The following is a 22,514-nucleotide window of genomic DNA, read 5'->3' on the forward strand; positions in this document are numbered from 1 at the left end:
GATAAAAAATCAAATGTGATGGTGGTCAAATTTGAAGGTGTTTTTGTGATGATGAGCAATAGTGCTATCAAGTTAGAGGACAAAAGTTCTATTTACTGGATATTTGTTAGATTAAAATCAAAACTTGATCTAACTCTCGAAATGCCAAAAAACGGCATTAAATAAAATTAAACTCAATAAAAACATATATTTAACTACATTATCATGATTTATCTCATGCACCAAACTTGCTCATCATCACAAAAACACCTTCAAATTTGACCACCATCACATTTGATTTTTTATCTAACAAAAATCCAGTTTTTCGTAGTTTTGTCCCATGGTACGCCGTCCCCACTTTGATATTGTGAATACATAACGAAAGGCATTGCCTAGATGCAAAAGGACTACGTGAAATGAAATCTTTCTCTTTCTCATGTGAGCTACCCAACGGGGTTCACGCAAGACCGGCTAGCCATGTTGAAGCCGTATGTAACCAGTTTGATTCGAACATTACCTGGCAGAACCAGCGGACGGGGATGAGCGGCAATGCCAAAAGTGTCCTCTCTCTGATCGGGACAGATACCCTGCTGGGTGATGAATGCCTGATCACTATCGACGGGATGGACGAAGAGTCTGCACTTGAGCAGCTAAAGCAGTTCATCAACAATGAATTCCCACATTGCGACGAACCACTGGCAGTATCAGATCAAGAGGAAGATCAAAGTCTTGCTCCGTTACCTCGCAATTTCTCCAACCTAAAAGCTGCCCATATCCGTGGCCGTAGTGTCAGCGAAGGGTTTGGCAAAGGTATCCTTACAGCCGTTGGTGCCGTGAACTTTGATGGTCTGGCAAACCTGCCAGAGCCAAGAGCCTTGGTTGAAGAACAGAATGAGTTGGATAGCGGTATTGAGGCGGTGATCAAGTCGCTCAATATCTTCCTTGCCTCTGCCCAGCATACCGAGGGCGAAGTTATCAAGGCGCACCTGTCGATTGCCCGTGACAAGGAGTTCCAACAGACCCTCAAAGACAACCTTGTTGAAGGACGCAGCTGTGCCGATGCCATCATCGCAACGGCCAAGCATTTCGGCGAGCTGATGAAAAACTCATCCAGCGCCTACATGCGCGAACGCGAGTTGGATATCCGTGATGTCTGCTACCAACTGCTGCAGAGCATTTATGGCAACGAGCGCTTCGGTAGCCAAAATACCCTCACCGAGCCGACGGTTTGCCTAGCGGACGACCTGACGCCAAGCCAGTTCCTCGAATTAGATAAGTCATTATTAAAAGGGCTTATTCTCTCGCACGGCGGCAGCACATCCCATACTGTGATCCTGGCCCGCTCTTTTGCAATCCCAACCATTGTCGGTGTTGAAGGCTCCAAGCTAAGTGCATTTTTGGGCAGCGAAGTGGTTGTTGATGGCACCTTAGGCCTTGTGGTCACCGAGATCAGCGAGCCGGTTGAGCGCTACTACACCCAGGAGCATAAAGTCCGGGAAATTGTAGCCACACGCCAGGCACAGTTCAGGGATGTTGCGGCCCAGACTGCAGATGGCAAAGTCCTGGAAGTCGCAGCCAACATCGCCCACTCGGTAGAAGCTAAACAAGCCTTTGCCAACGGTGCCGAAGCTGTTGGCCTGTTCCGAACAGAAATGCTTTACATGGACCGCACTTCAGCGCCGGATGAAGACGAGCTTTACAACATTTTCTGCCAGGCTTGCGAAGCGGCAGACGGCAAATCGATAATCGTCCGTACGATTGATATTGGCGGTGACAAACCGGTTGATTACCTCAATATTCCGGCAGAGAACAACCCGTTCCTTGGCTACAGGGCGGTTCGTATCTACCCTGAATTTATCGAGATGTTCAAAACCCAGCTGCGTGCCATCCTCCGAGCCTCGGCCCATGGCAACCTGAAGATCATGATCCCGATGATTTCATCGCTGGAAGAAATTCTATGGGTGAAAGACATTTTGGCTGAAGTACGCCAGGAGCTTCGCAAGGAAAATCTGCCGTTTGCCGAAAAAGTGCCGTTGGGCATTATGCTGGAAGTCCCTTCCGTGGCCTTTATTATCGACCAATGCTGTGAAGAAATAGATTTCTTCTCTATCGGTTCGAATGACCTGACCCAATACCTGATGGCCGTTGACCGTGATAATGCCAAGGTCGCCGCAAGCTACAATAGCCTCAATCCAGCGTTTCTTCGCACCCTTGACCATGTGGTGCGGGAAGTTCACCGCCACGGTAAATGGATTGGTCTTTGCGGCGAGCTAGGTGCGAAAGGTTCGGTACTGCCATTGCTCGTTGGCCTTGGTCTTGACGAAATCAGCATGAGTTCACCGAGTATTGCTGCCACCAAGGAGCGTATCGCCAAACTGGATAGCCGGGAATGCCGCCAACTGCTCAACAAGGCCATGCAGTGCCGCACCATCCAGGAAGTTGAACATGTGCTGGCTCAGTTCCGCATGACACAGACCGAAGCGCCTATGGTATCGGGTGATTGCATCAGCCTTGACCGCGACCTGCGCAGCAAAGAGGAAGTCATCAAGACCCTGGCGGATAACCTCTACCTAACCGGGCGTTGCCGTTACCCCAATAAACTGGCCGATGACCTGTGGGCCCGTGAAGATGTGTTCTCGACCGGCCTTGGCTTCGGCTTTGCTATCCCGCACACCAAGAGTGAACATATCGAACAGTCGGCGATCAGCGTGTGCCGCCTGGCGAACCCTATCCAATGGGGGGACGAAGAAGCCCAGTTCATCATTATGCTCACCCTCAACAAGCATGCTGCCGGTGACCAACATATGAAGATTTTCTCCAAACTGGCCAGAAAAATCATGCACGCAGACTTCAGGGAGCAGTTAATGACCGCACAGAGCTGTGATCAGGTTGAAGCGTTGTTAAAGCAAGAACTTGAACTGAACTAACCGTCCTCCCCCTCCCACGGCAGCATTGCCATAGCAATGCTGCCTTTTTTCTCAAGGAAAGAACCATGCAGCCTATCAAAACGGCCATTGTTGGCTTTGGTATCTCTGGCCAGTGCTTCCAGGTCCCGATCATTGAATATTGCGATGAACTTAAACTCACTGCAGTGGTATCGAGCGATAAGCAAAAGGTGATCGCCCAGCTCCCCAATGTCACCGTTTACAGCCAGATCGAGACCATGCTGGACGATCCCGATATTGAACTGGTGATCATCGCCACCCCCAACCACCTCCACATCCCGCAGGCCAAACTCGCCCTGCAAGCCGGTAAGCATGTTGTTATCGAAAAGCCTTTCTGTATCAGCGCCGAAGAAGGTAAAGCGCTAATGGACGTCGCGCAGCAAGCAGGAAAGACACTCTCGGTATACCAGAGCCGCCGCTTTGATGGCGACTTCAGAACAATCGAAAAACTGACAGCGGATGGGAAGCTCGGCGATATCCATACTTTTTACTCCAGCTACAACCGCTACCGGCCAGAAGTCAAAGTGCGCTGGCGCGAGCAGGACACCCCCGGTGCCGGCATCCTATATGATCTCGGTGCCCATCTTATCGACCAGACATTGTGCCTGTTCGGCTTGCCAGAGAAAGTGACCGCTGTTGTTAGGAATCAGCGCCCCGGCGCACAAGCCACAGACCACTTCCACCTTATCCTACATTACCCGCAGTGCGAGGCGATTTTGCATGCCAATTGCCTGAGCACCACCGAAGGGCCAAGGTTCCAGATCTTCGGCCATGATTCGGCATTCATCAAATATGGCATGGATCCCCAGGAAGACATGCTGCGAGACAAAGCCGGACCCGGTACCCCAGGATGGGGAGAAGACACGCCAGATAATTTTGGCCGCTATACCGATAAGCACGGGCATAACACCATTATCGAAACAGAGCGTGGTGGGTATGAACAGTTCTACCAGCAACTTGCCCTAGCGATCCGGGAAGGGCATCCGCTGCCGGTCACTGCCGAACAGGCATTGGATGTTATTCGTGTCATCGAGGCTGCGATAGCCAGTTCAGAGCAACAATGCAGCGTGAGACTTTAAATGGGGATGTTCAAAGGAAACAGATGCCAGGAACAAGACGGGGACACAATATGATCACTGATTTAAATGTGCTGTTAGCACAGGAAAAAGAACTGCAGTTCGAGCATTTCAGCCACCAAACAGCCTGGCTGCTCGGCACCTTGATAAAACAGAAGGCCGAACTTCGCGAGGCCGCCGTTGCCATCGATATCACCCTCAACAGCCACTGCCTGTTTAGCTATGCCATGGCGGGTACCAGCCCAGATAACCAGCATTGGATAGCCCGCAAGCGTAATGTGGTGGATCGCTACCGGCACAGCTCTTGGTATATGGGCCAGTACTATAAAGCCAAGGGCAAAACTATCGAACAGGCCTCACTGGTTGATGCCAAACAGTTCGCGCCTTTTGGCGGCAGTTTCCCGTTAACGATTAAGAATGTGGGGGTCGTGGGCAGTGTGACGGTTTCGGGGTTGCCCCAGTATGAAGATCATGTTTTGGTAGTCGAGAGTATTCAAACGCTTCTCTCCCAGCAGGCCAAATAGGAAACCTTATGATTCGGCACCTTCTCCTGATGCGTTTTAACGCAGAAATATCCCACCAGCAACTAGCCATCATTCAACATGGGTTTGAGTCTCTCGAGCACTCTATTGAAGGTGTGTCTGGGGTTGAGTGGGGAGAAAACAATAGCCCGGAAGGCAAGAACCAGGGCTACACCCATTCTGTAATCATGAACTTCCGCGATGAAACTATCCGGCAAGCGTACCTTGACCACCCCGAGCATACAAAAGTGAAGGCCTTGTTCCGTCCCTATCTGGAAGACATTGTAGTCTTTGACTACTCACCTCAGGGGGATGTGGAGTGAACATTCTTGAACGGGTTCAGGATGTATTGCATCGGGAAGCCAGGGCCATTGAATCAATAACTATCGACGCGCAATATGAGCATATCGTTAAACTTATCCTCGATTGCCCTTCGAAGGTCATCACAACAGGTATTGGCAAAGCTGGTTTAATCGCAAAAAAATGCGCAGCTACCCTGAGTTCGACCGGAACCCCTGCTGTCTTTCTGCACCCCACCGAAGCGGCCCACGGTGATCTGGGCATTGTCAGCGCATCCGATATCATGATCGCCTGCTCCACCAGTGGCAAATCCCGCGAAGTCCTTGAAATCCTCGAGCTGGCAAGGCACCTCGGTGTGAAACATATTATCGGTATTACCTCCCACCCCGACTCGGAACTAAGGCAGCATTGTGAATATGTCCTCGATATGGGCGTACACCAGGAAGCTTGCCCACTCAACCTCGCCCCAACAAGCTCTATTGCGGTAATGCTTGCCATCTGCGATGCCATCGCAATGGCCACAATGGAGAGTCGAGGCTTCACCCAACAGGAGTATGGGTTGAGGCATCACGGCGGGTATTTGGGCAGGAAAGCACGGATGGATAACGAAGGGTAGGTTTCAGCTCGATATCTAACGTCAATGATACTAACAAATGACCATCACGATTGCGGATGGTCATTTGCCAAAGGAATGGAATAGTCTTGTTAAATACTTTCCCCAGCCTTCAGGCGACGTAGCAATTCTTTCACCTCTGCCCTGCCGGCTTCAGATTTACACAGGCTAGCTGGCGAAACCAACCCCAAGGCGATGTTCTCGGTATGCAGCCAATCATCGGCTTTTGCGTGATCGCCAAAATAAGCCAAGGCATCATCGTATAACGCATCGGGAATCTGTTGTTTATCCATACACCTTCTCCTTACCGGTACTACTTATCCTTTCAATATTAAACTAGCCTGATTTCATAACAGCATCAGTTAGCGATATCACAATTGACCGACAAAAGTGAAAACCATACTCTTATAGCCAATTAAGATAACGACAAAAACAACAAGCCCAACCTCTAGCTGGCTGCTTGCGTTTGCAACAAGGAAAACTGCATGAGCAACACTGTTGATTTAAGCCTGCTCATTGAGCGCATCTCTGCCGCAGAAACCGACGAACAGCGTCAAATATTCAATGAACCCGAGATCCAACAACTAGAAGCCGGCGCACTCGCTACCTTGTTCGAGGCATTGCCGCTCGATGAACGTATGGAGCTGTGGCGCCAGCTCCCGCTCAACGATCACGTCGATGTGCTCACCGCGATGCGCGGGGACACGCGAGAGTGGGTAATCCAGTCATTGAGTGATACCGAACTCGATTTGGTTCTCGGCAAGCTCGACAACTTGTCCTTGATTGAATGGGCAGACTCACTACCCGAAGACATTATTGAGCGGGCGATTGAAAAGCTCAGCAAAGAAGATATCGAGCTGTTTGACCGCGCCAACCAATATGATGACGATCAGATCGGCCGTTATGCCAACCCCAAGGTGCTTTCACTGCCACAAGGGATTTCGGCCAAACGTGCCAAGGTATTGCTAGAGCGTTACGGTTACCAATACCCTGCGTCGATCTATGTGGTCACCCGAGATACCAAGTTCGTCGGTACGGTTAACTACCAGCAGCTGATTGAAGCCGAGCCGCTGACTAAACTAAGTAGCCTAGCTGATACGGACACGTTGGTCTTGGAAGACGACGCCACACTGACCGAAGCCGTTGAAGCGGTGGAACACAGCCAACAATTCAGCCTGCCGATTGTTGACGAGAATTTCGCCCTCATCGGTGAAATTGATACCCACCTGGCGCTTGAGCTAATGCGGGAAAACTACGAGAGTACTTTGATGGCCAATGCCGGTATGAGCGAGGAAGATGACCTTTTCGCTCCTATCACCAAAAGTGCCAAGAAGCGTGCGGTATGGCTGGGTATCAACCTTATCACTGCCGTGCTGGCTTCAATGACCATCAGCCTGTTCGAAGACGTCATTGCCCAGGTGGTCGCACTGGCTATCCTGATGCCAATCGTAGCGTCGATGGGGGGGATTGCCGGTAGCCAGACCCTGACCCTGATGATCCGCGGTATGGCCCTCAACCAGGTCACCGCCGGTAACCGCCGATCGTTGCTGCGCAATGAGCTGGGAATAGGTTTCCTCAACGGGGTATTGTGGGCAGTTTTGATCGGTTTGATGGCGGGGCTTTGGTTCCAATCGCCGATTATCGGCGCAATCATTGCGGTCGGTATCGTGGTCAATATCATCACCGCCGCACTGTTCGGGGTAATCATCCCTGTCGTACTCGACAAGCTCAAGCTTGATCCGGCATTGGCCGGCTCGGTGATCCTCACTACAGTCACCGATGTGGTCGGCTTCTTCGCCTTCCTCGGCACTGCCAAACTTTTGTTACTTTGAATATAAGCGAGCACTGCCCCGAGCAGTGCTCGCCTCCCCTCCTACTTTGCCAACCCTACGTATTTTGTGATCAGGTGTTTATTTTTCAAACAAAACACTAAGTCCCATATTATTTCTGACGCATATCACTAAACCACATAAAAAGTAGGTGTAAATTAAACCTGTCTATACAGCATTGAACATGTACAGAGGTGTTTTATGTTATCCAAGCTTCTCACTCACGATCATATTCAAATAATGAGTAAGGTTGATGACTGGCAGAGCGCCATCAAAATAGCTTGCCAGCCTTTAATCGATAAGCAAGTTATCTGTGCTGAATATACCAATGCCATTATAGAGACAGCTAAAAATATTGGTCCCTATTTTGTATTAGCTCCGTCTATTGCAATGCCACATGCAAGACCTGAGCAAGGCGTTAATGAAAATGGATTATCACTACTCATAGTGAAAGAGGGTGTGGAATTCAATTCAACTGAAAATGACCCTGTGAAATTTATATTATTGCTTGCGGCAAAGAATAGTGACAAACACATCGAATTAATTACTTCTATCTCTGAGCTTTTTTGCAATGAAAAAGACGTCAATGACATCATTAATGCAAAAGGTGTCAATGAGGTAACAGAAATAACAAAGAAATATTAAGGAATACATTATGCGTATTATGGCTGTTTGTAGTACAGGTCTCGGCTCGTCGTTTATGATTGAGATGAAAGTTAAAGAAGTCATGAAAGAGCTTGGGGTTGATGCCGAAGTCAACCATACCGATTTAGGTTCTGTCACCCCTGACATGGCCGATGTGTTCATCTGCACCAAAGACTTAGCAGATAGTATCCATGCTGGGACAGTTATATCCATACCCAATATCACTGACAAAGTTGCGATGAAAGAACAGATTGAAAACTATATAAATAGTTAAAAGGTTATATGACGAAAGAAGAGGGAACTCCTATGCTTCACTTCATAACAGATATACTTAGTACACCCGCAATCCTTATAGGTTTAGTCGCTTTAATTGGCTTAACGATCCAAAAAAAACCTAGTTCAGATATTATTAAAGGAACAGTAAAAACAGTCCTCGGCTTTATTGTTATCGGTGGTGGTGCTGGCATTCTAGTAAATGCAGTTACACCAATGGGCGAACTTATTGAGGAAGGATTCCAACTTCATGGTGTCATTCCAAATAATGAAGCTATCTATGCAACAGCTATGGCTGAATTTGGTGCCTCAACATCATTAATCATGGCATTTGGCATGGTGGCAAATATATTTTTTGCTCGATTCAGCAAATTTAAATATATATTCCTAACTGGCCACCACACCCTTTATATGGCATGTATGATTGCGATTATATTGAGTGTGGCAGGGTTCAGTGGCGTTTCAATGGTGGTTTTGGGCTCTGTAACGTTAGGCTTAATCATGGTCATATTTCCTGCCATGGCTCAGCCTTTTATGCGCAAAATAACAGGCAGCGATGATGTCGCTTTTGCCCACTTCTCAACTGTCGGCTATGTTACAGCGGGGCTAATTGGCAAGTGGGTCGGCAAGGGTTCAAAAAGTACTGAAGAGATGAACCTGCCTAAAAACCTTGTTTTCCTGCGGGACTCTTCAATATCCATTTCACTGACGATGGCTGTGATTTACTTAGTCTTGGTCATTGCGGCTGGTCCTGAGTACGTTCTACAGAATATGAGCGGTGGCCAAAACCCCATTGTCTATGCCCTTATGAATGCCATTGGGTTTGCTGCCGGTGTCTTTGTTATCCTTCAAGGTGTACGTTTGGTACTGGCTGAAATTGTCCCGGCTTTCACCGGTATTTCCCAAAAGATAGTACCAGATGCAAAACCAGCACTTGATTGCCCTATCGTTTTCCCTTACGCACAAAATGCCGTTCTAGTCGGCTTCCTTTGCAGCTTTATCGGCGGCCTGGTGAGCATGGCACTATTAGGCGCCATGTCGATGACCCTTATTCTTCCTGGGGTTGTCCCACACTTCTTTACCGGTGCAACCGCTGGTGTGTTTGGTAACGCGACAGGTGGGAGACGAGGCGCTGCAATTGGGGCATTTGCTAATGGTATCGTCATTACTTTCTTGACCCTATGGCTACTTCCTGTACTTGGCGATTTAGGCTTTGCCAATACGACCTTCTCCGATTCTGACTTTGCCGTTACCGGGATCTTCCTAGGATACCTAGCAATGGCAGGCAAAGAGGCCGTAGTTGCGGGTGTGGCTATCATTGCCGGCTTGGTCCTTGCTACCAACTTTATGCATAAGAAAACCCCTAATACCGCTCAAAACCACTAATTCTCTCACCACGGGCGAGGTCACTCGCCCTTTTTCTGCTTGCTCGAGGTTTCCATGAAAACTCATCCAGACATCAAGGCATTAAAACACCTAAATTTGTCGATAAAAGTTGAGACAACCAAGGCACTGCTTCACCTTGGATACGGCCATTTCGGTGGATGTCTATCCATCACTGAAACGTTGGCCTGCTTGTATGGCCACTACCTAAAACATAACCCGCAAAATCCACATTGGCCTGAAAGAGATTATTTCGTCCTATCCAAAGGGCATGCCGGGCCGGCACTCTATGCTACGTTGGCGCTACAGGGCTACTTTGAGACCTCATTGCTAAAAACAATCAACAATAACGGCACCCAGTTACCCAGCCATGCCGACATGAACCTCACTCCGGGGGTCGACATGACAACAGGTTCTCTCGGCCAAGGGATTTCCTGTGCAGTCGGAATGGCGCTGAGCAAACCGGAAAAAAGCACCTACTGCATTGTAGGTGATGGCGAATTACAAGAAGGGCAATGTTGGGAAGCAATACAACTGGCCGCCCACAAGAAGTTATCTAACCTTGTCGTCTTCGTAGATAACAATAAACGCCAGCTTGATGGGTTCCTAGCTGATATCCAAACACCATTTAACCTAGCAGATAAGTTCACCGCATTTGGCTTCCAAACACTTGCTGTTGATGGCGCTGACATCACCGCAATATGTAATGCCATTGAGCAAGCCCATAACCAGATAGACAAACCGACAGCCATCATTCTGGATACAGAAAAGGGCCAGGGGTTCCCGAGTATCGTTTCCATTGCATCAAATCACCACTTACGCCTTGATGCATCAACCCGACAAGCCATTGAGGCAGATTTATCTTCCCTCGAAAAACAAATGGAGGAGTTAGTATGACCACTGAACTGAGGCAAATTCATAGCCAAGTACTACATTCTCTGATGGAAAATGACGAAAATATCGTGGTGCTTGAAGCCGATCTCATGGGGAGTGTCAGTACTAAATCTATTGCTGAGCAACTACCTCAGCAATTTATCCAGTGCGGTATTGCCGAGAGCAACATGATCGGTGTCGCAGCAGGGTTAGCCGCTACCGGAAAAATCCCGTTCGTGCATTCTTTTGGCTGTTTTATCACCCGCAGATGTTACGACCAATTATTCCTATCGGGAGGGTATGCCAAGCAGCACATCAATATCTTCGGTAGTGATGCAGGGGTTGCAGCTGTCACCAATGGGGGCACACATATGCCGCTGGAAGACATTGGTTTAATGCGGCTCATCCCAAATGCTAGGGTGATAGACGTTTCGGATCGTTATGTACTCGAGGCAGCTATTCAATTTGCCTACCAGAATAAAGGCATAAACTATATCCGCTCGAGCCGCAAAGCCCTGCCCGACCTTTATTCCGACGCCAGTGAGATAACGATAGGAAAGGGTAATATCATTAAAGAGGGTAACGATGTCACCATTGTAACGACCGGTCTTTCTGTTCACGATGCCAAAGAGGCGGCAAACGAACTTGAATCAAAGGGTGTTTCGGTTGCAGTTTTGGATTTACATACTATTAAACCACTGGATATCGACTTAATCGCATCATATGCCCAAAAAACTCAACACATTGTTACCATAGAAAACCACAACTGCGTTGGCGGTTTGGGCGAAACCGTAGCGACCCATTTACTGACAAAAGGCGTCACTATCAAACACTTTTCCCAACTGGGGGTGAAAGAGCAATTTGGCCAAGTAGGTGACTTAGATTATTTGAAACAATATTACGGTATCGACAAGGGTGCTATTGTCGATCATATCCTGACTGTTGTTGCCAAGTAACATTACTTCTCCCTTAACTAATCTGTTGTTTTAGCTACACTATTAACTCGTGCTACGTTGGGGTAAACTCTACCCCAACAGCAGTACGAGTTTACAACCTGCTTAATCTGACATAGTTAGCCTTTTTAACTGAACCGAGAAATCATGGCCGTAAAGCTGACCGAAAAACAACAGCAAGTTATTGATTATATACAATCAAGAATAAAAGACTTTTCATTAGCTGCTGGTGAAAAGCTGGAAAGTGAGTCCAGCATAGCCAAAAGTTTAGGCATTACTCGCGTTACAGTGAGAGAAGCAACACGCCATCTTGAAGAGCAAGGAATTATTTACAAAGTAAAAGGTTCTGGCCTCTATGTTGGAACACATAAAAAGCCCCAGACAAAACAGCAATACCAAGAGGTGAGCAGTTTTGATCATCAAGCTGAACAAGCCGGCAAACAAGGTATTCGCAAAGTACTCTCGGCCGCTATTATTCCCTGCCCAACCGTACAAATTGCCCACGCTCTGAAAATCAAGCCGACAGAAATGGTCTATCACATCGTCCGGTTAATGAGTTTTGGCTCTATGCCTGTTGCACTTGAGCACATCCATATCCCGGTCTCGATTTATAATGGCTTTGAGTTTCATGAAATAGAGCAGTCGAAATATACCTACCTTGAACGTCTCTCCGGCAAAAAAGTAGAAACTCGAGAACAAGATATCTCAGCCTGCAATGTCAACGACGACAACACTGCCCAATTACTCCAGGTCGACATTGGGCAAGCCATGATTGAGCTAAGAGAAGTGGTATATTTTGACGATGGAACACCTTTTGAGTACAACATTTCCAAAATAAACAGTGATCTTTTCAACATCCACCAGATCACCAAGCGTACCTAAGAACCGTACTTAAAAAATTCGGTACGCTGTATTATTCCATTTGGCTCATTTATTAGGCTTAGTACCTACCCTACTCGCCGTATCCTGATCGACAATTTCGCGTATCGCTGCCAGCAAGGGATGCTGATCGGTGTACTTCTTGCCGTAGTGAAGATTGAATTCATAGTCGAAATCATCAGGGTTCAAGCCTTGGTTATGCTGGATCAGGGTTTCCAGTTTATCTAATCCCTTAGCCACTTTGGCCTCCGGCGTCTCGGCCTGCTCATACTCATCCCACAGTGCCAGGATATGCTGCTGCATCGATTGATTAAGAGGCGCTATCAGGGTCTGGAGATCCAACCTTTCCTGATGGGACTTATCGATTCTCGGGTCTTGGTCAACTGCAGCAATATCACCGGAAATAGCTTCGCCCAAATCATGGATCACGCACATCTGCATCAACTTGGCGTGATCGATTTCTGGCATTTCCCGCTCGAACAACATCGCCATCAAACACAAGCGCCAAGTATGCTCAGCCGTACTCTCTTTGCGGCCCTGGCTGGTATGGGCACTTCTCAACGTGTCCTTCAATTGCTCGGCCTGGCGGAGGAAATCCAACATACCCAACATGTCACTTTGCTTCATCAAACTGTCATCCGCCTTTAAAAACTCATTAATCCAATCGTCATAAACCGCATCAATAATACTCCCAAATCGAATGTGTACACGTGTTCACATCTGATTTCCTTTTTCATTTTATGAGCTTTTTTACCTTTTGGGGAGACACGCAGTGATACATTCTGGAACGCCACAACGTGCATTGAAGCACAGTCTACTGTGCCTTTCTCTTGCTTATGCCGGCCTTGCCAGCGCAGCAAACTATGAGATTTCGGTTGTTGCCGGTGGTGCTGGTCCTAACGACCATTACCGCACCGACGCCATTGAGATGGCAGCCAGTATCCTGATGCAAGAGGCCGATGCCGCAGGCGAAGAACTCAAAATCACCGTGAACAAGCGCAACTATGCCGACTGGGATAGCTTCAAGCAAGCCGTCACCCTGTCTGCCGAATCTGGCTCAGCACCGGATATCGTGGTAACCGGCCACGTAGATATCGCACCTTGGGCGCAGTCGGGCATTATTGCACCGGTCGAAGACTACGTAGATATGGATGCATGGCCGCTGAATAACCTGTACCCGAACCTTGTTGATATCTCTTCTTTCAACGGTATGGTTTACGGCATTCCCCAAGACTCAGAAGCGCGTCCTTTCTTTGCCTGGAAAGAATACCTAAAAGGGATTGGCTACGACGATGATGCTATCGAAGCCCTACCAGAACGTATCGAATCAGGCGACTACACCCTTTACGACATGCTGGAAGATGCGAAAAAGGCACAAGATAAGGGCCTAGTTGCCAAAGGCTACGGCTTCTACCCGCGAGTCACCAATGGGCCTGACTTCTGGCAGTTCTACACCAGCTTTGGTGGCCAGCTGCAAGACGAAGAAACAGGACGTTTGATTTTCGATAAAGCCGCGATGGAAAAAACCTTCCAGTTCTTTGCCGATGCCGTTGAGATGGGCGTTACCCGCCGTAACCACATCGGTACGCCTTGGGATCAGTGGTACGCCGAGGTTGCAAGCGGTAAAGCTGCATTCTGGCACGGCGGAACATGGCACTACTCCCGCTATACCGAAGCAGAAGGTCTGGACGACTTCTTCGGCAACGTGCAGTTCGGCCTGATCCCTGCCGGTGATGCAGAAACCAAAGACTCAGCCAACACCCTGACTCACCCTGTGGTCTACCTGATGACCGAGCAAGGCGATGAAGACAAGATGGAAGTGGCAGCCAAGCTGATCAAGATTGCTTCCGAGCCACGCATCAACACCCTGCATGCGATTAAATCGGCCCACCTGGCTATCAGCCCTGAGCAGATGAACATCGGTCTCTACAGCAACGACCGCTGGACGATGGAAGCGACTGAGCGCCTTCTTCCTCATGCGACCTCAATGCCAAACAACGCTGACTTCGGTGCGTTCTGGAACATTTACTGGAAAGGTCTGGAAGCGGCTTGGACCGGTCAGAAAACGGCGAAACAAGCGGTTGCTGACGCAGAGCAAGAGCTTCGCGGTACCCTTGGCAACGGTGTGATTATCCAATAATCCAACCGCAATCCCTCCGGTTAGTCATTCCCGATTAGCCGGAGGGCAACAGAGAGAGCCCCATGAATCGTTCCAAAACCCTGGGCCCGGTGATGATGTCACCCGCCCTAATCTTTGTCGTTCTATTTTTCCTGCTACCGGTTGTTATGACCGCTGTATTCTCCTTTACCAACATGAGTACAGCGACTGGGATCAGTGGCGGAACGTACCAAATTACCCCGTCAGCACTGCGTTCACTCAGTGCTGAGCATGATATGGCCCCACTGGCCAATGAGCTCAGGGAAACCCGCTTCACCGTCGATCAAGCAGGGTTATCTGACCTAACTGAAGGCAAGACTGACACCCGTTTTATCGAGCAGCTACAAGTTAACCTGCTGGATCAGTCGTTTGGCAACCGTCGTGAACTCACCCGCGAAATGCGCACACTGCGCTACAGTCCACGCAGTGCACGTGAACTCAATACCATCGCCAACCAGTTCCAACGCTCTGTGGGCACCACCCGCTATGACAGCAAAGAAGAGATACTGGCTGCGGTGAGTGCTGCCGGGATCAGCCTTGACAAACAAGAAGCCGATGCCCTGTTGAAGGCATCTTATACCGGCTGGGTCTGGACCAAGGAAAACTACCAGCGTATGACCTCGCTGCCGGATACCAAGACCGCGCTGAGCAACACGCTAATGTACGTCTTCACCACATTGACTTTATTCAATGTCGGCTTCGCGCTGGTGCTGGCCATTGCCACCCACTACATGCCGAAGAATATTGCCGGTTTCTATCGCGCAGTATGGCTACTGCCACGTATCACCCCACCGGTACTTTACGTTTTGCTGTGGAAATGGCTGGCTTGGGATACCGGTTTTATCTCCAACTTGCTTGGTATGTTCGGCGTGCAATCGAAAAACTGGATGCTCGACACCCCTGCCCACGCATGGACATTCGTGATTCTGATCAACGGCTTTGTCGGGGCCTCAATGGGGATGCTGGTGCTATCGTCGGCGATCAATGCCATTCCAAAAAGCCACTTCTGGGCCAGTGAAGTGGATGGCGCCAACCGCTGGCAGCAGATCCGCTACATCATCCTGCCGCAACTGCGCTGGCCAATTCTGTTCATGACTTGCTACCAGACTTTATCACTGCTGGCTTCATTCGATTACATCCTGCTGGCAACAGGCGGTGGCCCGGGCGGGTCAACCGAAGTGTGGGCACTGCGGGCATTCCACACCGCCCTTAGCAACTATGCCGGTAACCTGCAGTACGGCTACGGCGCAGCACTTGCGATGGTATTGGTTGCCATCGGTATGGTGATGTCGATTGTTTACCTCAAATTGTTTGGCTTCAACAAGATGGTCGCCAAACCACGTATCGAGATCTAGGAGGCGTTATGTCAGATATCCGAACCAGTCGCAAATCTGTCATCGCACTCGGTGTGCTCAGTGCACCGCTATTGCTGATGTACCTGTATCTCATCATAGATACGTTCTCAAATACTGCTCCGGGCGCGCTGCTGCCTTACGAATTTACCCTGGAGCACTGGCGCTTTTTGTGGGAAGACTTACCGGGTAAACCGAACATCTGGGGAGTGACGTTCAACACCTTGGTGTTCTCGGTGGTATCTACCCTGCTGACCTTGTGTATTGCATCAACCGCTGCCTATGCACTGTCGCGCCTGAATATCCCAATGCGCAGCTTCTTCCTCGGCGGGGTAATGGTTCTCCATTCCTTCCCGACGGTCACGCTGCTGATTGCCATCTTCCTGATCCTGCAATACGTCGGCCTTTACGACACCTTGATCGGGGTCATTTTGGTCAAAGCTTCATTGGAGTTGCCTTTTGGCATTTGGATCCTCAAGGGCTTCTATGACTCTGTGCCATGGGAGATCGAGATGGCCGCGATGCAAGATGGTGCCAGCCGCTTCACCGTATGGCGCAAAATTGTTTTGCCGCAAGTAGGCTCGGCATTGACCGCACTGGGTATCTTTTCGTTCCTCGCCAGTTGGAGTGAATTCATCCTGCCGCAGGTGCTGGCACCGGGTAACGACGCGCAAGTGCTATCTGTGTACTTGGCCGGCTTGATTGCCGATGACAATAACTTCGACATGGCAATGTTTAAATCGGTCGGGCTGTTCTACGTCCTGCCCGTGATCATTCTTTTCGCAATTTTCCAAAAACAGCTGATGAATATGTACAGCGGAGGCAACAAAGGCTAATGGGTATTCAAATTAACCACTTCACCAAGACGTTTGGCGATACCACCGTCATTGACAACATGAACCTTGATATTGGCTCCGGTGAAATGATTGCACTGCTTGGCCCATCGGGTTGCGGTAAGTCGACGACCTTGTTCGCCATCAGCGGTATCCACAAAATCGACGGCGGCAGCATTGTTTTCGCCGGCAAGGATGTCACCAAACTGCCACCACAGGAGCGTAACGTCGGGGTCATTTTCCAGTCCTACGCGCTATACCCGCACATGACGGTTGAGCAGAACATCGCCTTCCCGTTGATGATCCGCAAAGAAAGCAAAGCCGAGATCAAACGCAAGGTTGAAGAGATCGCCAAACTGGTGCGTATCGATAACCTGCTGCACCGCAAGCCTGCCGAGCTATCGGGTGGTCAGCAACAGCGTGTATCGCTGGCCCGTGCCATTGTCAGGAAACCGGATGTACTGCTGCTCGACGAACCGCTTGCCAACCTCGATGCCAAACTACGATTGGAAATGCGCTCTGAGATCCGCCGTATCCAACAAGAAACCGGTATTACTGCGGTATTGGTTACCCACGATCAAGTCGAAGCCATGAGCATGTGTGACCGCATCGCGATCATGAACGGCGGCAAGATTGTCCAGGTCGATACCCCGAATGAGATGTACCACAACCCGGTCAATGATTTTGTCGCCGGCTTCCTTGGCAACCCGCCTATCTCATTTATTGATGGCGAGCTGTGCGCAGGTCACTTCATCAATGGTGAAGACGGTATCAAACTACCGCTTACCGAAGGTTACCCAGAGAGCCAAGCTGCAAGAATAGGTCTGCGCCCAGAGCATGTGATCCTTACCGAAGACAGCAATGATGTGACCAACTGTGCGACGGTTTGCTTCATTGAAAACCAAGGTCGCGAGAACCTATATGACCTCAAATTAGCTGATGGCAATGTTATCCGCACCATCCAGCCGGTACGCGATGACCTGAAACTGGGCGACACCGTTCACTGGAGCATTAACGCCGAAAACATCCTACTGTTCAGCCCTAACGGAGACCGCCTGTATGCTACGCCAGCAGCGCTTAAACAAGCTAGTTAATCGTGCCAGCGAGAAGCCACTGTGTATCGCCCACCGTGGTGCCAGCGGCCACAAACTCGAAAACACCTTGGAAGCCTTTGCCTATGCAGCCAGCTTGCATGCCGAGATGTGGGAAATCGATGTCAGGCTAACCCTAGATGGCGTGTGTGTTGTCAGCCATGATGACAACCTGATGCACACCGCTGGGATTGATGCCGACATTTCAGCAATGACCTTTGCTGAACTGCAAAACCACCAGCTTTTCAACGGTGAGCAAGTACCTACTTTCGAGCAAGTTCTGTCACTTGCTGTAGAAACTGGCTGCGGGCTGTACATCGAGCTCAAAGGTGAAGGCGCAGGCGTCGAGGTACTGCGAATTCTGGAACAACAACCTGCCCACAACATTGATATCGGCATCGGTAGCTTTATTCCAGAGTGGGTTGCCGAACTGAATAATATCGACTGCCCATACCCGCTATCGGTATTAGTCCGCGTTGGCAATTGCCCATTCGAGCAGGCCGAAAAAGCCAAGGCCGATATGATCCACCTCTGTTGGGAGCGGGCATCCGATACCCCGCATGAGTTCCTTACCCCGGAGCTGATCAATAAAGCACAATCGCTCAACCTGCCTATCGTGATCTGGCATGAAGAGCGTCCAAGCGAAATAGAAAAGCTGCTGACCATGCCGGTTATCGGTATTTGTTCGGATTTGCCAGAACTGATCACCGGCTACCGTCCGGATGACAGCAATCCGATAGAATTGGTACTGCACCGTGGTGCCAACGATGTGGCACCGGAAAATACCAAAATCAGTGCCGAGATTGGCTACCGTATGGGGGCCAAAGTGATCGAGCTGGATCTTAATACCAGCAGCGATGGCGAACTAATGGTGATCCATGATCTGACTGCCGATCGCACCAGCAACCTGCAAGGACCAATTGAATCACTAAGCAGCGAGCAACTGAACCAATGCGATGCCGGCAGTTGGTTTGCGCCAAGTTTTAGCCAGCAAAACGTCTGTCGGTTTGCGGACTTCCTCGACCTTGCCAAGCAATATGACGGCGAGCTGTATGTCGAATTGAAGCAAGCGGATGTCGATCAGGTTATCCAGCAAGCCCGTGCGAGTAATGCGCTTTCGCGTTGCTTTTTCTGGAGCTTCAATAACGAGTACCTCGAACAAATCAGCCAGCGCTACCCTGATGCCAAACTCATGAAGCGCCGTCAGGATTTCGCCTCATTGGATACGCTGATCGAGGCTGGAAAGCCTACCATTATCGAATACGACTACCTTATCGATGATTTGAACGAATTCAGCCAGTGCCGCGATGCAGGTATCAAGGTGATGCTACGCTATCCTGGGCAAGATATTGAAAAGTGGGTCGAGCTTATCGGACTGCAGCCTGACAGCGTCAACATCGACCACCCTTTTGCTTTTGCCAGAGCCTATGAGCAATGGTTTCGAGCTGAGCAAAAGCTGAAACTGGAGCAAACTGCTTGAGCACCACCAAGTTAAAACAAGTCACCTCTGTGGATGTTGCCAAGGCGGCAGGGGTTTCCCGCGCCGCCGTTTCACGGACATTTTCCAATAACGGCTATGTGTCCGAGGCCACCAGAGAGAAAGTTCTCGCTGCTGCCAAAGCGCTAGGCTATCGGGTCAATCATCTGGCCCGCAGCCTCAACCGCCAACGCTCCGATCTGATTGGGTTGGTGGTTGCCGACATGGATAACCCATTTCGTAGCCAGCAAGTCAACGACTTGAGTGAAGCCATTCTTGCCAATAACCACCGTCCCCTGCTGATCCCGACCGCCAAAGGTCGAGACAGCTCACAGGTGATAGATATGTTGCTGCACTACAATGTGTCTGGGGTCATCGTCACTTCAGATACCCCACCTGCAGCCATCTTTGAAACCTGTGCGGAAAATCAGGTGCCCGTGGTTCTAGTCAACAAGCAGGACAAACATCCGCATGTTGACCGCGTGCTGTGTGATAACGCTGGCGGTATCCGCCTGTTGCTGGAGGCTTTTGCCGAAAAGTGCTGCAAACATATTACCGTCATCAGTTCGCAAGCACACTCCTACAGCATCCGCAAGCGCGAGCAGTTGTTTTGCCAATACGCCGAGCAAATGGGCATCCGTGTCGATGTGATTTATGCACCCAGCCATTGTTATCAAGGCGGGCTAGAAGCGGCTGAAAACCTGTCGGCATTTGAGTCTCAGCCCGACGGCGTTTTTTGTACCAATGACTACCTTGCCCTCGGCCTGATTGATGGCCTCAAGGACAAAACCGGCAAACATATAATCGATGACATGTTCGTTGCCGGATTCGATGACATGCAACAAGCCAGTTGGAAAAGCTACCAACTGACGACCATAAAACAAGCCACCGATGAGATGGCAACACAATCCGTCGAATTGCTGATCAGTCGCATTCAGCATCCCGACCAAGCAGCACGTACCTGCTACCTGGATGTCTCCCTGATCCGCCGACAATCACTGTAATGGAATAACAATGAATAACGACTTACAACAACGCTATACCTTTGCCTGCCAACTCGCTAAAGAAGCCGGTACGATTGCCCATACCTACCAAAAGAAATTGGTTGAAGAAGGCTTGGATATTGATGTCAAAGGCCGCCAAGACTTCGTTAGTGTCGCTGATAAAGAGACAGAGAATTTCATCCGCCAGCAACTCAGCCACCACTACTCACAAGATGGTTTTCTTGGTGAGGAAAGCGGCGTATCCAACCCTGACAGCGAAGGGACCTGGGTGGTAGATCCGATTGATGGCACCACAAACTTCCTGCGCCAGCAACCAATGTGGTGTGTGTCGATTGCCTATGTGGTAGAGGGTGAGCCGGTGATTGGGGTGATTTACGACCCATGCCATGACGAACTTTTCTCGGCTCTAGTAGGCCAAGGCGCTTGGCTGAACAACCGTCCTCTAGAGGTCAATCAAGGTGATAACGCCATTGTCGGCTTGGTTAACCTTGGTTATTCGGCAAAGATGCCGCTGGAAAACTACCTGGCCACAATGACCCGCCTGCTAGAGCACGGTATTGAGCATCGCCGTCATGGCTCCGCCGCACTCGGCCTTGCCCACGTAGCCGCAGGGCGCTTTGACGGCTACCGTGAAGACTTTATCAATGCGTGGGACATCATGGCGGGTATTGCTATTTTGCGTGAAGCCAAAGCCGACGTCATCTTCAACCAAATTGCAGGAGGTTATGCTATCCAGGCCTCGATCCCTGCAATCTCAGACTTGCTCAAAGGTTAACACTCCCGCCTGCGCGGCTACCTTTTCTCCAAAACATCGGTAGCCGCCTTCTGCTAATTATCGCGTCAGGTTCAGCTCACAAATGAAAAGAAAATCCACACTCAGCCACCAGCAAAGCTTGTGGCTGATCAGTCTTGTGCCATTCATATGGGGGATGCTCACCGCAACCACCAATTTATTGGTCCCTTATTTACAGGATGTCTACTCGCTCACCTATACCCAGTCGATTTGGGTCCAGGTTATCTTCTCCTCAACACCTATTATTGCCAGCCTGCCTACAGCAGTGCTGATAGGTAGGATTGGCTTCAAACCTAGCCTGTTGCTAGCCCTTGGCCTGTCGGCTATTGGCTGCACAATAGTATTGATGGCGGGCAGCTATGCCTCATATGGCCTGACTCTATTCGCCATTGCCGTTATCGCTGTGGCTGTGACAGCCTTGCAGGTGGTGGCCAACCCCATCATTGCAGAGATTGGCCCCGAATCAGGCACTTCGCAGCGGCTGACCTTCAGCTCCACCGTCAACGCCCTTGGGGTAACGCTAGCCCCGATGCTCGCAGCAGGATTTTTGTTCCGGGAATATGAACAGTCAACAGCCGAGCAAGCCAGCAACCTGTTGGTGCCTTTCCTCACTCTCGCTGCCATCATTACCCTTATCAGCATTGCCCTAGCAAGACTTCCCATCACATATCCTGCCACTCCTAACTCCCCACAAAATCAGAACCAGACGAAAAGCCGGCTGATCAAACACCGCCATTTCTGGCTCGGTGTACTTGCGATATTTTGTTATACCGGCACGGAAGTCAGCACCGGGACTTATCTTATTAGCTACCTGAGCCATGCTGGCGGAATGAGCTTTACCGAAGCGAGCCGTTTCATTGCAATGTACTGGGGCGGGGCGATGCTGGGGAGGCTTGTCGGTACATTCCTGTTCCTCAAGGTCAGTGCGCGCAAAACACTCATTTTCAATGCACTGCTGGCTGCCTGCTTTACCCTCACCGCCATCATGCTGCCGGGCAGAACCAGCGGGTTATTACTGGTCGCTCTCGGCCTGTGCCACTCCATTATGTATCCGGTGATTTTCTCGCTGGCGGTCAAAAAGCTAGGCGGCGATATGGCAAAAGCAACCGGCATTTTAGTCATGGCCGGCTGCGGCGGGGCGGTCCTGCCCTTCGTTCAGGCACTTCTGGCGGACAGCTTCTTTATCGCCGATACCTTCTGGCTGACATTCAGTTGCTACCTTGTCATCGCCTTCTTTGCCATCAAGGGCTACCAGCCTAAGCCTTGTGAAAAAGAAGTGGTGCTTAAAGAGGCAGTTTAAGTGTCGCGGTAAGATAAAGCGGCTGAACGTTGAATGATAAGATTCGGGGATCTAAGCGAGGCTTGGGTCCCTTTTTTGTCTTTTGCTGTTTAATTTATACGTTAATCAGAATTCACTGTTTGTTCTAGCTCGAAATTGCCCCAATATATGGTACGTCCCGTTATTGCAAGTAGAGTTCAAAATAACGAGCTGATTTGCGCTAATATATTCAGAGTCAGTTAGAGACTGTCAATTAGT

The 22,514-nt window shown here is 49.8% G+C and carries 22 protein-coding genes; 20 read left to right on the forward strand and 2 right to left on the reverse strand.

All coding sequences use genetic code 11. The features are described from left to right. Positions 1-395: 395 nt before the first annotated feature. The 5 genes from ptsP (at position 396) to BIZ37_RS21145 (ending at position 5,437) form a co-directional block, all read left to right on the forward strand. Positions 396-2,906: a phosphoenolpyruvate--protein phosphotransferase gene (gene ptsP / locus BIZ37_RS21125; protein ID WP_187463188.1), complete on the forward strand. Its 2,511-nt coding sequence runs from the start codon at positions 396-398 to the stop codon at positions 2,904-2,906. A 65-nt stretch (positions 2,907-2,971) separates the two neighbouring features. Beyond that, a complete protein-coding gene (locus BIZ37_RS21130) occupies positions 2,972-4,003 on the forward strand; it encodes an oxidoreductase (protein ID WP_187463189.1) in 1,032 nt (343 codons plus the stop codon). A 50-nt stretch (positions 4,004-4,053) separates the two neighbouring features. Continuing rightward, the gene (locus BIZ37_RS21135; protein WP_187463190.1) at positions 4,054-4,524 is read left to right on the forward strand and encodes a heme-degrading domain-containing protein; all 471 of its coding nucleotides are present in this window, start codon (positions 4,054-4,056) and stop codon (positions 4,522-4,524) included. Positions 4,525-4,532: 8 nt separating this feature from the next. Further along, positions 4,533-4,844: a Dabb family protein gene (locus BIZ37_RS21140; RefSeq protein WP_187463191.1), complete on the forward strand. Its 312-nt coding sequence runs from the start codon at positions 4,533-4,535 to the stop codon at positions 4,842-4,844. Next, positions 4,841-5,437, forward strand: a complete 597-nt coding sequence (locus BIZ37_RS21145) for an SIS domain-containing protein (RefSeq protein WP_187463192.1) — start codon at positions 4,841-4,843, stop codon at positions 5,435-5,437. The genes BIZ37_RS21140 and BIZ37_RS21145 overlap by 4 nt, the downstream gene beginning before the upstream one ends. An 89-nt stretch (positions 5,438-5,526) precedes the next feature. On the opposite strand, the gene BIZ37_RS21150 is transcribed toward BIZ37_RS21145, so the two are convergent. Continuing rightward, positions 5,527-5,727, reverse strand: coding sequence for an MbcA/ParS/Xre antitoxin family protein (locus tag BIZ37_RS21150; RefSeq protein WP_187463193.1), 201 nt, complete (start codon positions 5,725-5,727; stop codon positions 5,527-5,529). 192 nt (positions 5,728-5,919) lie between these two features. Here BIZ37_RS21150 and BIZ37_RS21155 point away from each other — a divergent pair, with 192 nt between their 5' ends. The 7 genes from BIZ37_RS21155 to BIZ37_RS21185 all read left to right on the forward strand — a co-directional run bounded on the left by BIZ37_RS21155 (position 5,920) and on the right by BIZ37_RS21185 (position 12,272). Further along, positions 5,920-7,266: a magnesium transporter gene (locus BIZ37_RS21155; protein ID WP_187463194.1), complete on the forward strand. Its 1,347-nt coding sequence runs from the start codon at positions 5,920-5,922 to the stop codon at positions 7,264-7,266. 198 nt (positions 7,267-7,464) lie between these two features. Beyond that, entirely contained in the window at positions 7,465-7,908 is a 444-nt protein-coding gene (locus BIZ37_RS21160; RefSeq protein ID WP_187463195.1) for a PTS sugar transporter subunit IIA, read from the forward strand. Between the two features lie 10 nt (positions 7,909-7,918). Next, positions 7,919-8,182, forward strand: coding sequence for a PTS sugar transporter subunit IIB (locus tag BIZ37_RS21165; protein ID WP_187463196.1), 264 nt, complete (start codon positions 7,919-7,921; stop codon positions 8,180-8,182). A gap of 32 nt (positions 8,183-8,214) precedes the next feature. Then, positions 8,215-9,567, forward strand: a complete 1,353-nt coding sequence (locus BIZ37_RS21170; RefSeq protein WP_187463197.1) for a PTS ascorbate transporter subunit IIC — start codon at positions 8,215-8,217, stop codon at positions 9,565-9,567. A 54-nt stretch (positions 9,568-9,621) separates the two neighbouring features. Next, positions 9,622-10,461 carry a transketolase gene (locus BIZ37_RS21175; protein ID WP_187463198.1) on the forward strand — a complete coding sequence of 280 codons (840 nt, stop codon included), beginning with the start codon at positions 9,622-9,624 and terminating at the stop codon, positions 10,459-10,461. Continuing rightward, positions 10,458-11,393: a transketolase family protein gene (locus BIZ37_RS21180; protein WP_187463199.1), complete on the forward strand. Its 936-nt coding sequence runs from the start codon at positions 10,458-10,460 to the stop codon at positions 11,391-11,393. Before BIZ37_RS21175 ends, BIZ37_RS21180 begins: the two co-directional genes overlap by 4 nt. A gap of 144 nt (positions 11,394-11,537) precedes the next feature. Beyond that, a complete protein-coding gene (locus BIZ37_RS21185) occupies positions 11,538-12,272 on the forward strand; it encodes a GntR family transcriptional regulator (protein ID WP_187463200.1) in 735 nt (244 codons plus the stop codon). Between the two features lie 45 nt (positions 12,273-12,317). Here the strand turns inward: BIZ37_RS21185 and BIZ37_RS21190 are convergent, their stop codons facing one another. Further along, positions 12,318-12,896, reverse strand: coding sequence for an HD domain-containing protein (locus BIZ37_RS21190; RefSeq protein ID WP_187463201.1), 579 nt, complete (start codon positions 12,894-12,896; stop codon positions 12,318-12,320). A gap of 145 nt (positions 12,897-13,041) precedes the next feature. On the opposite strand from BIZ37_RS21190, the gene BIZ37_RS21195 reads away from it, so the two are divergent. The 8 genes from BIZ37_RS21195 (at position 13,042) to gluP (ending at position 22,277) form a co-directional block, all read left to right on the forward strand. Continuing rightward, on the forward strand, positions 13,042-14,409 hold the full coding sequence (locus tag BIZ37_RS21195) for an extracellular solute-binding protein (protein ID WP_370577427.1): 1,368 nt from the start codon (positions 13,042-13,044) through the stop codon (positions 14,407-14,409). A gap of 62 nt (positions 14,410-14,471) precedes the next feature. Continuing rightward, positions 14,472-15,782 carry a carbohydrate ABC transporter permease gene (locus BIZ37_RS21200; RefSeq protein WP_187463202.1) on the forward strand — a complete coding sequence of 437 codons (1,311 nt, stop codon included), beginning with the start codon at positions 14,472-14,474 and terminating at the stop codon, positions 15,780-15,782. An 8-nt stretch (positions 15,783-15,790) separates the two neighbouring features. Then, complete coding sequence (locus BIZ37_RS21205; RefSeq protein WP_107298775.1) at positions 15,791-16,615, forward strand: carbohydrate ABC transporter permease; 825 nt, start codon at positions 15,791-15,793, stop codon at positions 16,613-16,615. Then, positions 16,615-17,706, forward strand: coding sequence for an ABC transporter ATP-binding protein (locus BIZ37_RS21210; RefSeq protein ID WP_187463203.1), 1,092 nt, complete (start codon positions 16,615-16,617; stop codon positions 17,704-17,706). The genes BIZ37_RS21205 and BIZ37_RS21210 overlap by 1 nt, the downstream gene beginning before the upstream one ends. Beyond that, complete coding sequence (locus BIZ37_RS21215; protein WP_187463204.1) at positions 17,672-19,183, forward strand: glycerophosphodiester phosphodiesterase family protein; 1,512 nt, start codon at positions 17,672-17,674, stop codon at positions 19,181-19,183. The genes BIZ37_RS21210 and BIZ37_RS21215 overlap by 35 nt, the downstream gene beginning before the upstream one ends. Further along, a complete protein-coding gene (locus tag BIZ37_RS21220; RefSeq protein WP_187463205.1) occupies positions 19,180-20,184 on the forward strand; it encodes a LacI family DNA-binding transcriptional regulator in 1,005 nt (334 codons plus the stop codon). Before BIZ37_RS21215 ends, BIZ37_RS21220 begins: the two co-directional genes overlap by 4 nt. Before the next feature lie 10 nt (positions 20,185-20,194). Beyond that, the gene (locus tag BIZ37_RS21225; RefSeq protein ID WP_187463206.1) at positions 20,195-20,959 is read left to right on the forward strand and encodes an inositol monophosphatase family protein; all 765 of its coding nucleotides are present in this window, start codon (positions 20,195-20,197) and stop codon (positions 20,957-20,959) included. An 82-nt stretch (positions 20,960-21,041) separates the two neighbouring features. Beyond that, positions 21,042-22,277, forward strand: coding sequence for a glucose/galactose MFS transporter (gene gluP, locus BIZ37_RS21230; RefSeq protein ID WP_187463207.1), 1,236 nt, complete (start codon positions 21,042-21,044; stop codon positions 22,275-22,277). Positions 22,278-22,514 lie beyond the last annotated feature (237 nt).

It is taken from the genome of Photobacterium sp. BZF1, from assembly GCF_014349205.1.
Classification (GTDB): Bacteria; Pseudomonadota; Gammaproteobacteria; order Enterobacterales; family Vibrionaceae; genus Photobacterium.